Consider the following 13,687-nt stretch of genomic DNA (forward strand, 5'->3'; position numbering starts at 1 on the left):
CTCCCGGACGCTGCCCCCGCCAACGTGCTCGCCGAGCCCGCCCCCGAGCTCGCCGCGACGGTGGATCCCGCCAACGTGCCCGCTCCCGCGGAGGCCGCCGTGGCCGTGGCCGTGGACGCTGCTCCCGCTGCGGACACGCAGGCCGCGGCGCAGCCGGGTGCGGCGCCGGCGCAGGACGAGAACGGCCTTCCGCAACTCGCCCCCATCCCGGGCACGGTGGCGCGCAACGCGCCGAAACGGAGCTGAGCCCTGAATCGCCAAGGGGTTGACCTGTCGGATTTCCGGATGAGCCTGTCGGAGCACCTCACGGAGCTGCGCACGCGGCTCGTGAAGTGTTCGCTCGCGGTGCTCGTGCTGGGCGCCGTGTCGCTCATCTTCGCCAAGCCCATCTTCGGCGTGTTGATGCGGCCGGTGCTGGACGCGCTGCCCCCGGAGGGGCGCTCGCTCGTCTACACATCCGGCATCGAAGAAATCAACGTGCTGATGAAGGTGGGCGTGTACTGCGGCATCTTCCTCACCACGCCCGTCATCCTCTGGCAGATCTGGGGCTTCGTGGCGCCGGGGCTCTACCCGGAGGAGCGCAAGTACGCATCGCCCTTCGTGGTGCTGGGCTCCGTCGCGTTCATCGTGGGCGCGCTGTTCTGCTACTTCCTGGTGCTGCCTTCCATGTTCAAGTTCCTCCTCAACGAGGAGGAGACGCTCGCCCTGGAGCAGCGCTTGGACACCGCGCGCATGGGCGGAGAGGACGCGCTGCGCTTCCTGCGCATAGGCGAGGTGGAGCGCGCCGGCCACGTGGCCAAGGAGACCAGCGCCGCGCTGACGGCCGTGGGTGAAGGCCAGGTGAAGGAGCCGGAGGTGGCGTCCGCGAAGAGCGTGGAGCTCACCGCGCGCCTCAAGGGCCTGGGCGACCTGCTGGACGCGGCGGCGGACGGGTTGGGTGTGCCCGCGCGCGGCGTGCTGCGCCAGGCGGTGGAGAAGCGCGTGGAGGCGGTGACGGCCTTCGGCAAGCAGGACTACGTCGCGTCGGAGGCCGCCATGGACCAGGCGGCCAGCCTGCTCGCGGGCGTGGCGCCCACGCGCGCCGAGGAGATGTCCGGCCTGTGGCGGCTGCAGAAGGAGCTGGCCAAGGGCCACGCCGAAGCGGAGGCCGCGCGCTGGACGCGGCCCATGCTGACCATGAACGAGCAGCTGTCACTGGTGTTGCTGCTCATCCTCGCCTTCGGCGTCATCTTCGAGCTGCCGCTGGTGATGGCGCTGCTGGGCATCGTCGGGGTGGTGCAGTCGAGCTTCCTCATCCGCTACCAGCGCCACGCGTTCGTGGTGTGCCTCATCGCGGCGGCGATTCTGACGCCCACGGGTGACGTGGTGAACCTGTCGCTCATGGCGGGCCCCATGCTGCTCTGCTACGAGCTGGGCGTGCTGGCGGTGTGGCTCATCGAGAAGCGCCGTGCGAAGGCGGAAGCCTCCACGGACATCACCCCGGCGGCGTAGACTCCCGCGCGCATGAAGAGCCCCGCCGCGCGCCTGATGATGGACCTGCGGTACCTGCGCGCGCTGTCGCGGAGGTTCCGCAGCACGTTGCTTCTCGCGGCGGTCATCTTCGGGGTGGGGCCGGCGCTGTACCACTGGCGCTACGTGGGGCCGGGCGGGGACCGCATCTCCTACGGAGAGGCGCTGCACCACGTCTACTTCCTGCTCTTCGGCCAGCCGTCGCTGCCCTACGTGAGCGACTGGTTCGTGGAGACGCTCAACATCCTCATCCCGCCGGTCAGCATCGCGCTGGTGGTGGATGGCGTGGTGCGCTTCGCGTACCTCTTCTTCGCGCGGCACAAGAACGACAAGGAGTGGGTCACCGTGGTGTCCGAAACGATGAAGGGCCACGTCGTCGTGTGCGGCGCGGGACGCGTGGGCTACCGCGTGGTGACGCAGCTGCGGGAGATGGGCAAGGACGTCGTCGTGGTGGAGAAGCGCGAGGACGCGACGTTCGTGTCCGCGCTGCGCGACGAGAACATCCCGCTGCTCATCGACGACACGCGCAGCCCGCTGTGCCTGCCGCGCACGCACGTGAAGAAGGCGTCCGCCATCGTCTGCGCCACGGACGACGACCTGGCGAACCTGAACATCGCGCTGGACGCGCGGCGGCTGAACCCCGGCATCCGCGTGGTCATCCGCCTGTTCGACGACGACCTGGGCGCGAAGGTGCGCGACACGTTCAAGGCGGAGGCCCTGTCCAGCTCCTCGCTGGCCGCGCCCGCCATGGCGCTGGCGGCGTTGGATCCGCGGCTCGTCCACTCGTTCCGCATTGGCAAGCACCTGATGGTGGTGTCGCTGTTCGTGGTGCGGGAGGGGCTGCCGGGGATGAACATCTCCCAGGTGCGCGACCGCTTCGGCGGGCTGGCCCTGTCGCTCATCCGGGGCGAAGAGGAGACGCTGCACCCGAACGGTGACGTGGTCCTCCAGGTGGGGGATCAGATCACCGTCCAGGCGTCCTATCCGGAGTACTGCACCCTGCGCGCCTTCACCGGTGAGGCGGACGCGCCGGCGTACGCGGACCACGACAACTTCCTCATGCCGGGCTATCGCCCCACGGGGTGAGGTGCCTGACGGCCGCTGGAAGTTGCAGGGCACCTCGAAAGATGTCGCACCGTCCCTCCCAGGTTGGGACAACAAGATGGGTCAGACAGGAGTGTCCATGTCGACGGGCCGGGTCGCGGGTGGTGGCTATCAAGCAGGGGTGCGGCGCTCCTTCGCGGTGGGCTCGGAGATGGCCTGGGCCGCGTGGGGCGAGGCGTCGGGACTGGCCCGCTGGGTTGGGGGCGGCGCCCAGGCGCTGACGGAGGGCGAGCAGGTCGCGCTCGCGGATGGGACGCGCATCACGGTGGTGCGTCAGGTCCCGCCCAGGCAGCTGCGCCTGCGTTTGGAGCGGGACGACTGGCCCCGTGCGCGCACCGTGCAGCTTCGCGTGTTGCCGTCGGTGCATGGCGTCACCGTGGCGCTGCATGCGGAAGGGCTGCCGGACGCGGATGCGCGTGAAAAGCTGCTGGCGCGCTGGACGCGTGCACTGGAGGGCTGGAACGCCTTCTCCGGACGGACCGTGGAGGTGACCCGCGAAGGGGCTCCGAAGCGCGAGCCCGCGGGGAAGAAGGGCGCGAAGAAGCCTCCCGCGCTGGAGCAGGGCCTCGCGAAGCAGGGCGCGGCCTTGCTGAAGAAGCACGGCCCCGCACGAGGCACGAAGAAGGCCGTGGCCGCGAAGCAGCCCCGGGCCGTGAAGAAGGCGGGCGGTGCGAAGAAGGCTCCGGTCGCGAAGAAGGCCGGGGCCGCGAAGAAGGCCGGGCGCACGAAGTAGGGCGCAGCGCGGCTGGTGACTGCTGTTGGCGAGCGGTGACTCCAGTCACCAGGGACGGGCCCCGGTTCGTCCCACCGCGCCTCGCGCGTTTCCAAGGACATCAAGCACTTGGCCTTGAGCAGGTGTCGGCCCATGGGTTGGCATGTCCCCTGCTGTAGGTGTTCCTCGTCAGCAGCACTCAAGCTCCCGAGGAAATCCCCATGGTCATCGCGCCCGGTTCCGCCCGCCTCGCTTCCTTCCGCGTCCCCTCCCAGGACTTCGCCTCCCGTCCGGATGCCGTGTCCGGCGGCAGGGTGCAGGGCGGCTCCTGCCAGAAGCCGGGTTCGGGCTCGGTGTCCTCGTTCCAGCAGGACGGCTTTAGCGCGGGCCCCGCGAAGGGCGCGCAGTGGAAGCAGTTCGCGGAGGGGCTCGAGGACGTGGCGAAGCAGCTGCAGCAACTCGTCCAACTTCTCCAGACCCAGATGGGCGGCGCCGCTGCCCCCGTGGACGGCGCGGCCGGAGCCCAGGCTCCGTCGGGCGTGTCCGGTGCATCCAGCAAGGGTGGCGCTCCCAGCGTCGACGGTGCGTCCAGCACGGGCGGCGCGCCGGGCGCGGGTGATTCGTTCCAGACCGGCTCCACCCAGTCGGCCGGTGCCACCGGGGACGCCCCGAAGGGCGAGGTGGGCGATTGGATCAAGCAGGCCATGGACATCCTCAAGGCCAACGGCGTCCCGGTGGAGAAGATGAACCCCCAGGACATCGCGAAGATCATCCAGCACGAGTCCAGCGGGAACCCGAACGCCATCAACCTCTGGGACCAGAACGCCAAGGATGGCCACCCCTCCATCGGCCTGATGCAGACCATCCAGCCCACGTTCGACGCGCACAAGCTCCCGGGCCACGACAACATCCGCAACCCGGTGGACAACATCATCGCGGCGGTGCGCTACGCGGTGGACCGCTACGGCTCTGTGTCCAACACGCCGGGCATCCAGGCGATGAACGGCGGCAGTGGCTACGTCGGCTACTGAGCCGGCCTATCGCCCCCGCAGGTTCTGGGCGATCTTCAAGATGTCCGCGAGGACGCCGGCTGCCGTCACGGGGCCGCCGGCGCCCGCGCCCTGGACCAGCAGCGGGTAGTCCGCGTATCGCTCCGTGGAGAAGGCCACGAACGCCTCCGAGCCGCGCAGCCGCGTCGCCGGATGCTCCTTCGGCACCGCCACCGGGCCCACCCGCAGCACCGGCCCGTCCTTCGCCGCCGGGTCGATGCGCGCCAGGTAGCGCAGCACCTTGCCCTCCGCGCGCAGCCCCTCGATGCGCGAGGTGAACGTCCGGTCCAGCTTCTCCAGCCCCGCGAGGAAGCGCTCTACGTCCGCCTCCTCCAGGTATTCGCGCGGCACGAACGGCTCCACCTCCACGTCGTCCAGCGACAGGCTCAGGCCCTGCTCACGCGCGAGGATGAGCGCCTTGCGCGCGGCGTCCGTGCCCGCCAGGTCCTCGCGCGGGTGCGGCTCCGTGAAGCCCTTCTCTCGCGCCGTGCGCACCGCCTTCGACAGAGGCACGCCCTCCATCAACTGCTGGCTCAAGTAGCCGAGCGTCCCGGAGAACGAACCCTCCACGCCGTGCACCCGGTCCCCCGTGCGCACCAGGTCCTTCAGCGTCTGGATGACCGGCAGCCCCGCGCCGACCGTCGTCTCGTAGTGGTACGCGCGGTGGTTCAGGTGCGCCGTGCTCCGCAGCCGCTCCCAGACGTCGAGCGGCTGGGTCAGCGGCTTCTTGTTCGCCGCCACCACGTGGATGCCGCTGCGGAACGCTTCCAGGTACAGCTCCTCCATGCCCTCCGACGCCGTGCAGTCCACCAGCACCGGCACGGGCAGCCGGCGCAGCGGCTCCAGCAGCGCGCGCACCACGGGTGGTGACGCGCCCTCGGGCACGGACTGGATGCGCTCGCGCCACTGCTTCAGCGGGATGCCCTCCGGTGAGAAGAGCACCCGCCGGCTGTCCGCGAGCCCCACCAGGTTGAGCTGGATGCCGTGCCCCTGCGCCAGCGACTCCTGGAGCGTGCGCAGTTGCTCCAGCAGCTGGCTGCCCACCACGCCATGGCCCAGCACCAGCAGGCTCACCTCTTCATGCGCGAAGTGGAAGGCCGCGTGCACAGTGCGCACCGTCAGCGCCGTCTCCGCCCCATCCACGATGAACGAGATGGAGCGAGCGCTCGCCGTCTGCGCGATGGCGCGCACGTTGACGCCCAGCGCGCCCAGCGGTTGGAACAGCCGTCCCGCCACGTTGGCGCCCTGGCCCATGGCCTCCGCCACCAGCGCCACCTGCGTCACCGGCGCGCGCACCTGCGGCGGCTGCAACGCGCCGCGCTCCAGCTCTGGCGCCAGCTCCCGCCGCAGCACCTCCTCCGCGCGGGCCGCGTGCGCCCGGCGCAGCACCACCGCCACCGAGCGCCCCGGCGACGACTGCGCCGCCATCCACGCGTCGATGCCCGCGGCCTCCAGCGCCTGCAACGCGCGAGGCCCCACTGGCCGTGCCGCCTCCTCCGTGCCTCCCTCCAGGCCCAGCAGCGCCAGGTCCTCCAGCGACACCACGCACGTGGGCACGCTGCCGTTGCCCGCGCCGCGCACATCGATGAGCGTGCCGGGCTCGTCGGGCTGTTGCAGGTGGCGCACGCGCAGCGGGATGTCCGCGTCGCGCAGCGTGGACAGCGCGCGAGGGTGCAGCGTGGGCAGGCCCAGGTACACCAGCTCCAGCGCCTCCGTGTAGCTCAGGTGCGGCACTGGCCGCGCATCCGCCACGTGCAGCGGATCCGCCGTCATCACCCCGGGCACGTCCGTCCACAGCGTCAGCGGCGTGCCCAGCAGCACGGACAGCACCGCCGCTGTCTCGTCCGCGCCCTCCACGCCCAGCGTCGTGGAGCGGCCATCCACCGCCGTCCCCCGGCCGCCCGCGTGCAACGTCAGCCGGCCCTCCCACGAAGGCCGCAGCGTGGCCACCCGGGCGCGGGTGTGCTCGCGATTCACTCGCGCCTGTCCGGGCTCACCCTCCGTCACCGTCCAGTCCGCCGCGTCCACCTCCAGCGACGGCACGCCGCGCGCACCCAGCAGCTTCGCCAGGAGCGCCGCCGTCAGCCGCTCGCCGGTGCCGCGCACCACGTCCTCCAGCGCGGGCCGCCGTTCGCGCACCAGGCTCGCGCCATCCAGCGCGCGGCGCGCGGGCTCCAGCAGCGACGCCAGCGTGCGCGAGCCGTCCGCCTCCACCGACGTGGAGCCCGGGGGCGCGCCCAGCCGGCGCTCGGCCTCCTCCAGCATCAACAGGCCCCGCGCGAGCAGGCCATCCAGCTCCTGCCGGGCCAGCGTGGAGTTGCCCTCCAACGCGATGGACAGCGCGGACTCCAGCCCCGCGGCGAGCCAGGGCGGTGACGACACGATGGCGGCGCGCGTGCTGCCCGCGTCGCGGCGCGACAGGTGCGTGGCCACGGACGCGAGTCCCTGGGCGGTGTCGAGCAGGAAGGAGGCGTAGCGGGTGATGCTCACAGGGGCGGTCATGAAGTCTTCCGGGCGCGGACGCCGGCAGTGGAGGAGAGGCGGGCGTCGCGGCCCACGCCCGGAGGCAGGGCCAGCGCGCGGACCAGCAGGGGCGCGAGCGCGTCCCATTCGATGAGGAATCCGTCGTGGCCGTGCACGCTGCACAGGGCCGCGTACTCGGCATGCAGTCCCTGCGCGCGCAGGCGGCGGGACAGGTTCTTCATGTGCTCGGGCGGGAAGAGCGCGTCCCGGTCGATGCCGATGGTGAGCGTGCTCGCGCGGATGCGGTCCACGCCGGGCCCGCCGTTCGGAGTGGGCACGCGCGTGAGGTCGTGATGGTCCATGGCGCCGAGCAGCGCCAGGTAGGACCGCGCGTCGAAGCGCGCCTCCAGCTTCGCGCCCTGGTACTCCAGGTAGCTCTCCACCGGGTACAGCGCGCGTGACGACCACGCCTGCGGACGCGGCTGGAGCGCCTCCAGTCCGGCCTCCGCGCGATAGGTGAGCGTCGCCAGCTGACGGGCCAGCTCCAGGCCTCGCCGGGGGGATTCGGGATACTCGGGGTCCAGCAGCACGGCCTGCCGGGCCACGTGGTTCCAGCCCACCACCCACGCGGACGCGGCCTCCGCTGTCGCGATGGGCACCATGCGCTGGAAGCGCTCCGGCGCGAGCGCCGCCAGGCACAGCACCACCATGCCTCCCAGCGAGCCGCCGGTGACGAGCGCCACCTCATCCACGCCCAGCGCGTCCAGCGCCGCGAGGATGGAGCGTGCCTGGTCCCACGGCGTGAGGGTTGCGGGGAGGCTGCGCTCATCCAGGCGCAGGTCGCCCTTGGGCAGCACCGGCGCCGGGCCGAAGCGCGTGTCGTCGGTGCGCTGCGGGAAGCCTTCGTCCGCGGGGCCGGAGGTGCCGTAGCAGGAGCCCAGGTTGTTGAAGCACAACAGCCGCACGCGCGACGGATCCAACGGCCGGCCATGCCCGATGACGGGGGCCCACCAGCCGCCTTCTCCTCCGGCGTTCATGTCCCCGGTGAGCGCGTGCACCAGCAGCACGGTGGGCACCGGATCCGGCGTGCGGCGGAGGCCGATGCGGCGCGCGTCGCGCAGCTCGGAGGCTGCGTCGCGCAGCTCGGAGGCGGTCCTCCGCACCACGCGCAGCCGGCCTTCGCGCGTCGCCTCCTCCGAATGCACGCGCGCACGGGACTGCAACCACGCGAGGTCCTCCGGGGGCCCCCACCACCAGCCGCGCACGAGGTGGGGCGCCACGCGGGCGCCGGCCTCCAGCGGCAGGTCCGGCAGCGACAAATCGAAGACGCGCGGAGTCTCCGCGCGCGGGGGGATTTCCTGGCCAGGCCTCACGGGTCGCATGGCGTCAGACCGCGCTCAGGGCCTGGTCGAGGTCGGCCACGATGTCGTCCAGGTGCTCGATGCCCACGGACAGGCGCACCAGGTCGTCGGTGACGCCCGTGCTGGCGCGCTCCGCCGGGGTGAGCTGTTCGTGCGTGGTGGACGCGGGGTGGATGATGAGCGAGCGCGTGTCGCCGATGTTCGCGAGCAGGCTCCACAGCTTCACGCCGTCAATCACCTTGCGCCCGGCGGACAGCCCGCCCTTCACTCCGAAGGTGACGAGCCCGCCGAAGCCGCCGTGCAGGTACTTCTTCGCGTTGAGGAACGAGGGGTCGTCCTCCAGGCCCGGGTAGCGCACCCACTCCACCTTCTTGTGCTGCTTGAGCCACCTGGCCACCGCGAGCGCGTTCTGCGAGTGGCGCTCCAGCCGCAGCCGTAGCGTCTCCAGGCCCAGGATGAACGCGTGCGCGTTGAAGGGGCTGAGCGCGGGGCCGAGGTCACGCAGGCCCTCCAGCCGGGCCTTGAGGATGAAGGCCGCGGGGCCGAAGGCCTCACGCAGGCGCAGGCCGTGGTAGCCGGGGTTGGGCTCGGTCAGCTCCGGGAACTTGCCGTTCTCCCAGGGGAAGTTTCCGCCGTCCACGATGACGCCTCCAATGGAGGTGCCGTGGCCGCCGATGTACTTCGTCGCGCTGTGCAGCACGATGTTCGCGCCATGGCGCAGCGGGTTGAAGAGGGCGGGGGACAGCGCGGTGTTGTCCACGAAGAGGGGCAGGCCCGCCTCGCGCGCCACGGCGCCAATGGCGTCGAAGTCCGGCACGTCCAGGCGCGGGTTGCCCAGCGACTCCAGGTAGAGCGCCTTCGTCTTCGGGCCAATGGCCTGGCGGAACGCGTCCGGGTTGCCCGCGTCCACGAACTTCGTGGTGATGCCCAGGCGCGCGAGCGTCACCTTGAAGAGGTTGTACGTGCCGCCGTAGAGGCTGGCGCCGGAGACGATTTCATCCCCTGTCTTGAGGATGTTGAGGATGCCCAGCGTCTGCGCGGCCTGTCCGGATGCGACCGCGAGCGCGCCCACTCCACCTTCGAGCGCGGCGATGCGCTTCTCGAAGACGTCCGTCGTGGGGTTCATGATGCGCGTGTAGATGTTGCCGAACTCCTTGAGGCCGAAGAGGGCGGCGGCGTGGTCCGCGTCGCGGAAGCGGTAGCTGGTGGTCTGGTAGATGGGCACCGCGCGAGCGCCCGTGGTGGGGTCGGGCGAATAGCCGGCGTGCAGCGCGAGCGTGTCGGGGTGCAGCGGGCGTTCGTTGTTGGGCGTGCTCATGGCAAGGGACTCCTGTTCGCGTCGCTCCGGAAGGAACGCGCGTGCGTGAAGGCAGACGGGTGGTGGGGACGTCAGGGCACTGCGGGCGGCGGGGAGGACTTCAGGACACGGTGGGCGCTGCGACGCTCCTCGGCAGGGGTGCGAGAGCGGAGGCCCGGAACGACGAAGCCCACCGACCCTCGCGGGTGGGTGGGCTCCGGTTGGCTCGCCAGGGGCAGGCTGTGCGTCAGCCGGCCGCGGCGGGCTTGGGCCCACCCGGAACAGGCATCGAACACATGCACATGGCGGAGGTGACGAACATTCTGCGAGAAGAAGTAGACGCGATGGCGCGAGCTGTCAAGCCACCCTCCAGAACAGCACCGCATGTGTCGCGGACCCGTGACACCGATTCACTGCGTATTCCCAGAATGATGTCCTCCCACCCTGTCCTCCTGTTGGCCTGTGTGTTCCTCGCCGCGTGCTCCAAGCCCGCGCCGCCCACGTCCGTGAATCTTCGCAAGAGCTTCCGCACGCAGCTGGAGGTGGAGCCCACACAGCGCGCTCCCGCTCCCACGCCGCCGAAGGAGCTGTTCGAACTGGTGCGCTATCCCGCGCCGCTGGGCACGAACGCGGCCTACGTCACGCCCGTGCGCGAGGGCGCGAAGCGGCCGGCGGTGGTGTGGATCCACGGCGGGTTCAACTGGGGGCTCGACGACTTCGCCTGGGCGCCTTCACCGCGGAGCAATGATCAGAGCGCGCGGGCCTTCCGTGAGGCCGGGCTGGTGTTGATGCTGCCATCGCTGCGCGGGTCGGACGACAACCCGGGCGCGCGCGAGTACTTCCTGGGCGAGGTGGATGACGTGGTCGCCGCCATCGACTTCGTGGCGAAGCGTCCAGACGTGGATCCCGCTCGCATCTACGTGGCGGGGCACAGCACGGGCGGCACGATGGCGTTGATGGCGGCGGTGCTGTCACCGCGTCTGAAGGGCGCCTACGCGTTCGGCCCGGTGGCCGACGTGTCGGGGTACGCGCACTATGTCCCGTTGCTGGGGCAGGCCCGGGGACCGGAGCTGTGGATGCGCAACCCGGTGAGCTACGTGGAGCACCTGCGTGTGCCCACGCAGGTCATCGAGGGTTCGGACGAGGGCAACATGGGTGCGTTCGAGCAGCTGCGCGTGGCGGCGAAGGGCGCGCCGCTGTCATTCCTCGCAGTGCCTGGGGCGACCCACTTCAGCGTGCTCGCGCCGGTGACGGAGTTGCTGGCGAAGCGGCTGATGGATGCGAAGGCAGACGGGCCCGCGGTACGGCTCACGGGCGCGGAGGTCCGCGAGGCCGTGGCCGCTGGGCAGGAGTAAATGGCTACACGATTGACCGGGGGTCGAACATCCTCGACATGAACTCTGGGCTCAACGTGGAGGGCCAGTTCATCCACTCGGGCAGCCATCCCCACTACAGCAAGTTCGTGGAGACCCAGCTTGATGACGCCTTGAGGAAGCTGCGCGCGAAGGGTCCGTCCTCCAGTTGGACGCCCAATCTCATCGAGGAGGCCATCCTCAAGATCGAGAACGAGCTTCGCCAGGCCATCCAGTCCGGGAGCTTGAAAGAGCCGGTCATCAAGGTGATCCAGGAGCAGCGCGGCGGTAGGGTGCTCACGGGAAGGAAGCTGGCCTTGCTGGAGCTGCCCTCCCATGGGGAGTCACACACCACATGATGTATGCATTGATGTCTGATGCCTCCCACATCGAGGACGATGCGGATATCCACGACGTCAAACTCATCGAGTTCGACGGCTTCGAGGACGTGACGTTCTTCGAGCCCGGCATCGACTACCAGCGCCAGCAGGGCGCGCCCGAGGTCATGGAGTTCGTCGGCAACCTGGAGAGGATCGCCGGGCGCGACCACCTGCACAGCGCGCCCTTGATGTGGTTGCTGATCTCCCGGCGCATGGTGCGCGTGCTCGAAGCGGTGGGCCCGTTCCGCCACCGCCTCATCCCCACCGTCATCTATTCGGAACGCATCAGGCACCTCGTGAGCAAAGGGTACCCTCGGAGGCGAACCTGGCATTCGGTGACGGACCCTGCGCTGAAGAACGAGGACTTCGTCATCCTCCAGTTGCTGGAGCGGACCGATTGTCTCGACCGGGAGCGCACCCTCGTGAAGGGCGTGCCCTTCCACCAATGCGGTGAAGAGTTCCTGGGTCAGGAGGAGGCCGAGCCGCTCGTGCTCCGCCCTCCGCCAGGAGGTTTCCCGCCCGTGTTCTCCGTCCCCGAGTTGGTCTTCTACTGCTACACCGAGGAGGCACGACAGGCGTGTGAGCGGGCGGGGTTGAAGGGCCTGTGGTGGCGCCCCCAACCGTGAGCCCGTGACGGAGTTGCTGGCGAAGCGGGTGCAGGAAGCGAAGGCGGACGCGCCCACGGTGAGGCTCACGGACGCAGAGGTCCGCGAATCCGTCGCCGCCGAGCAGGAGTAGTCCGCGTCAGCGCACGCGCGCGTTCGCGGAGTAGGGCGGCAGGGGGCCCAGGAAGCCGGGCTGGGCCTTCACGCGCTCCAGCCACGCACGCACGGACGGGTAGGGCGCCAGGTCCACGCCCGCCTCCGGCGCCAGGTGCACGTACGCGTAGAGGCAGACGTCCGCGACGGTGTAGCGGTCCTCCACCAGGAACGGGTGCCGGCTCAGGTGCCGCTCCATCGCGGCCAATGCCCGCTCACCGTTCTGCACGCGGTTGCGGAGGACGTCGGACTCCGGTGGCTGCCGGCCCGTAAGCAGCCAGAAGCGTGCGGTGCCGAGGTTCGGCTCCACCGCGTTCTGTTCGAAGAACATCCACTGGTGCACCTGCGCGCGAGCGAAGCGGTCCTCGGGCAGGAAGCGCGTGCCCTCGGCCAGGAACAACAGGATGGCGTTGGACTCCGCGAGGAACCGCCCCGGCTCCGGCTCCAGTACGGGGATGCGGCCGTCCGGGTTCTTCGTGTGGAAGTCCGCCGTGTGGCTCTCCCCCGCGAAGATGTCCACCGGCACCAGTTCGTACGCGAGCCCCAGCTGCTTCAGCAGCGTGCGGACCTTGTAGCCATTCGCGGAAGGCAGATAGTCGTAGAAGCGCATCCAGGCTCCAGCAAGAGGATGCGCGCGACGCTATCGACCGACCTCCACCTGCGCACTCCGCTTCTTGCGATGGAATCACCCCAAGAAGCGGAGCAGTGGACCGCGGTTACTGCGCGGTGGCCTCGTTCCACACTTCCGTGACGCGGCCCACCTGGTCGAACGGCTGCGCGCAGTGCGCCGCGCCCGCGATGACCTTGTCATTCACGGGGAACCCGAGCCCGCCCAGGTATGCCTCCGCCGCCTGGATGTCCTGGAGGAGGTAATCCTGGTCGCCGTAGGTGAACCAGAACTTCGTGCCGCCGCGCAGCGCCGCGTTCGACGCGTCCCAGTTCATGCTGCCTGACCACGGCTTCTCACCACCGCAGCTCAGCGCGTAGATGCCCGGGTAGCGGTCGCCATAGCGCGGCAGGAAGCTGGCCGTCAGCTGGATGGAGCCACCCGAGGAACCGCCGAAGAGGATGGGGCCGTCCTGGATGTCCCAGCCCTTGCGCAGCGCCTCGATGAGCGACACCAGCTCCGCCGCGTTCTTGCCCTCCAGGTCGCGCGCCTCCACCGGCGCCTCCGTGGAGCAGTCCGTGCGCTCCGGCACCGTCCACCACGCGCACTTGTTGGGCGCGAGCGCCGTCACGTAGAGCGTGTTGTGCCCGTACGTCCAACCGCCGTGCGTGAACAGCGAGCGCGGGTTGCTGCCGTTGTACGTCGCCGCGCCATCGCCGTGCAGGTAGATGGCCAGCCGCATGGGCTCGGGCGCGAAGCCCTGCTTCGGCTCGATGTACTTCACCTCCGTCGCGCCGACCTGCGCCACGCAGTACGTCAGCGTGCCCGCATCCGTGCTCACCGTGCCCGTCTTGCTGCACGCGAGCTTCCCGGAGCCGTGCGAGCTGCCCGTGCCCGCATCCGTCCCCGCGTCCACGTCCGTGCCGGCATCCGTGCCGGCATCCGTGCCCGCGTCGGTGGCGGGTTTCGTGCCGGAGTCCGGAATGACTTCATCGGGGTCGTCGGAACACGCGGACAGACCCAGGGCGAGAATGGCGGCGAGGACGAAGCGGGACATGGTGACTCGAGGGAGAGGAGGCGACGCCTCTGTTCACA

12 protein-coding genes and 1 pseudogene are annotated in these 13,687 nt (G+C 70.3%); 8 read left to right on the plus strand and 5 right to left on the minus strand.

The window, feature by feature from the left end; all coding sequences use genetic code 11:
- The 5 genes and pseudogenes from D7Y21_RS24800 to D7Y21_RS24820 form a co-directional block, all read left to right on the plus strand.
- A pseudogene (locus D7Y21_RS24800) lies at nucleotides 1-246 on the plus strand (Sec-independent protein translocase TatB); the annotation flags it as partial.
- Nucleotides 247-285: 39 nt separating this feature from the next.
- A complete protein-coding gene (locus D7Y21_RS24805; RefSeq protein WP_120567607.1) occupies nucleotides 286-1,491 on the plus strand; it encodes a twin-arginine translocase subunit TatC in 1,206 nt (401 codons plus the stop codon).
- A gap of 12 nt (nucleotides 1,492-1,503) precedes the next feature.
- A complete protein-coding gene (locus tag D7Y21_RS24810) occupies nucleotides 1,504-2,595 on the plus strand; it encodes a TrkA family potassium uptake protein (protein ID WP_121716099.1) in 1,092 nt (363 codons plus the stop codon).
- 97 nt (nucleotides 2,596-2,692) lie between these two features.
- Nucleotides 2,693-3,346: a hypothetical protein gene (locus tag D7Y21_RS24815; RefSeq protein WP_121716101.1), complete on the plus strand. Its 654-nt coding sequence runs from the start codon at nucleotides 2,693-2,695 to the stop codon at nucleotides 3,344-3,346.
- A 200-nt stretch (nucleotides 3,347-3,546) separates the two neighbouring features.
- Entirely contained in the window at nucleotides 3,547-4,356 is an 810-nt protein-coding gene (locus tag D7Y21_RS24820; protein ID WP_121716103.1) for a transglycosylase SLT domain-containing protein, read from the plus strand.
- Nucleotides 4,357-4,362: 6 nt separating this feature from the next.
- Here the strand turns inward: D7Y21_RS24820 and D7Y21_RS24825 are convergent, their stop codons facing one another.
- Genes D7Y21_RS24825 through D7Y21_RS24835 form a run of 3 tightly spaced genes read right to left on the minus strand, consistent with a single transcriptional unit; the run spans nucleotide 4,363 to nucleotide 9,516 of the window.
- Complete coding sequence (locus D7Y21_RS24825; protein ID WP_158627345.1) at nucleotides 4,363-6,876, minus strand: bifunctional aspartate kinase/homoserine dehydrogenase I; 2,514 nt, start codon at nucleotides 6,874-6,876, stop codon at nucleotides 4,363-4,365.
- Entirely contained in the window at nucleotides 6,873-8,219 is a 1,347-nt protein-coding gene (locus D7Y21_RS24830) for an alpha/beta fold hydrolase (protein WP_121716108.1), read from the minus strand. Before D7Y21_RS24830 ends, D7Y21_RS24825 begins: the two co-directional genes overlap by 4 nt.
- Nucleotides 8,220-8,223: 4 nt before the next feature.
- Nucleotides 8,224-9,516 carry an O-acetylhomoserine aminocarboxypropyltransferase/cysteine synthase family protein gene (locus D7Y21_RS24835; RefSeq protein WP_121716110.1) on the minus strand — a complete coding sequence of 431 codons (1,293 nt, stop codon included), beginning with the start codon at nucleotides 9,514-9,516 and terminating at the stop codon, nucleotides 8,224-8,226.
- Nucleotides 9,517-9,923: 407 nt separating this feature from the next.
- Here D7Y21_RS24835 and D7Y21_RS24840 point away from each other — a divergent pair, with 407 nt between their 5' ends.
- From D7Y21_RS24840 to D7Y21_RS42305, 3 genes are read left to right on the plus strand one after another with little or no spacing between them, the layout of a single operon-like run.
- Entirely contained in the window at nucleotides 9,924-10,850 is a 927-nt protein-coding gene (locus D7Y21_RS24840) for a S9 family peptidase (RefSeq protein ID WP_158627346.1), read from the plus strand.
- An 11-nt stretch (nucleotides 10,851-10,861) separates the two neighbouring features.
- The gene (locus D7Y21_RS24845; protein ID WP_255427352.1) at nucleotides 10,862-11,206 is read left to right on the plus strand and encodes an AHH domain-containing protein; all 345 of its coding nucleotides are present in this window, start codon (nucleotides 10,862-10,864) and stop codon (nucleotides 11,204-11,206) included.
- A gap of 11 nt (nucleotides 11,207-11,217) precedes the next feature.
- Nucleotides 11,218-11,853: a hypothetical protein gene (locus tag D7Y21_RS42305; protein ID WP_233612267.1), complete on the plus strand. Its 636-nt coding sequence runs from the start codon at nucleotides 11,218-11,220 to the stop codon at nucleotides 11,851-11,853.
- Between the two features lie 118 nt (nucleotides 11,854-11,971).
- Here the strand turns inward: D7Y21_RS42305 and D7Y21_RS24855 are convergent, their stop codons facing one another.
- Entirely contained in the window at nucleotides 11,972-12,595 is a 624-nt protein-coding gene (locus tag D7Y21_RS24855) for a glutathione S-transferase family protein (RefSeq protein ID WP_121716116.1), read from the minus strand.
- Between the two features lie 106 nt (nucleotides 12,596-12,701).
- A complete protein-coding gene (locus tag D7Y21_RS24860) occupies nucleotides 12,702-13,649 on the minus strand; it encodes an alpha/beta hydrolase (protein ID WP_121716119.1) in 948 nt (315 codons plus the stop codon).
- Nucleotides 13,650-13,687: the final 38 nt, after the last annotated feature.

Source organism: Corallococcus sp. AB045 (assembly GCF_003668895.1).
GTDB lineage: Bacteria > Myxococcota > Myxococcia > Myxococcales > Myxococcaceae > Corallococcus > Corallococcus coralloides.

Coding starts and splice junctions, on each gene's coding strand:
- D7Y21_RS24840 (WP_158627346.1), top strand. CDS start 9,924: ATGATGTCCTCCCACCCTGTCCTCCTGTTGGCCTGTGTGTTCCTCGCC.
- D7Y21_RS24860 (WP_121716119.1), bottom strand. CDS start 13,649: ATGTCCCGCTTCGTCCTCGCCGCCATTCTCGCCCTGGGTCTGTCCGCG.
- D7Y21_RS24810 (WP_121716099.1), top strand. CDS start 1,504: ATGAAGAGCCCCGCCGCGCGCCTGATGATGGACCTGCGGTACCTGCGC.
- D7Y21_RS24825 (WP_158627345.1), bottom strand. CDS start 6,876: ATGACCGCCCCTGTGAGCATCACCCGCTACGCCTCCTTCCTGCTCGAC.
- D7Y21_RS24805 (WP_120567607.1), top strand. CDS start 286: ATGAGCCTGTCGGAGCACCTCACGGAGCTGCGCACGCGGCTCGTGAAG.
- D7Y21_RS42305 (WP_233612267.1), top strand. CDS start 11,218: ATGTCTGATGCCTCCCACATCGAGGACGATGCGGATATCCACGACGTC.
- D7Y21_RS24830 (WP_121716108.1), bottom strand. CDS start 8,219: ATGCGACCCGTGAGGCCTGGCCAGGAAATCCCCCCGCGCGCGGAGACT.
- D7Y21_RS24835 (WP_121716110.1), bottom strand. CDS start 9,516: ATGAGCACGCCCAACAACGAACGCCCGCTGCACCCCGACACGCTCGCG.
- D7Y21_RS24820 (WP_121716103.1), top strand. CDS start 3,547: ATGGTCATCGCGCCCGGTTCCGCCCGCCTCGCTTCCTTCCGCGTCCCC.
- D7Y21_RS24815 (WP_121716101.1), top strand. CDS start 2,693: ATGTCGACGGGCCGGGTCGCGGGTGGTGGCTATCAAGCAGGGGTGCGG.
- D7Y21_RS24855 (WP_121716116.1), bottom strand. CDS start 12,595: ATGCGCTTCTACGACTATCTGCCTTCCGCGAATGGCTACAAGGTCCGC.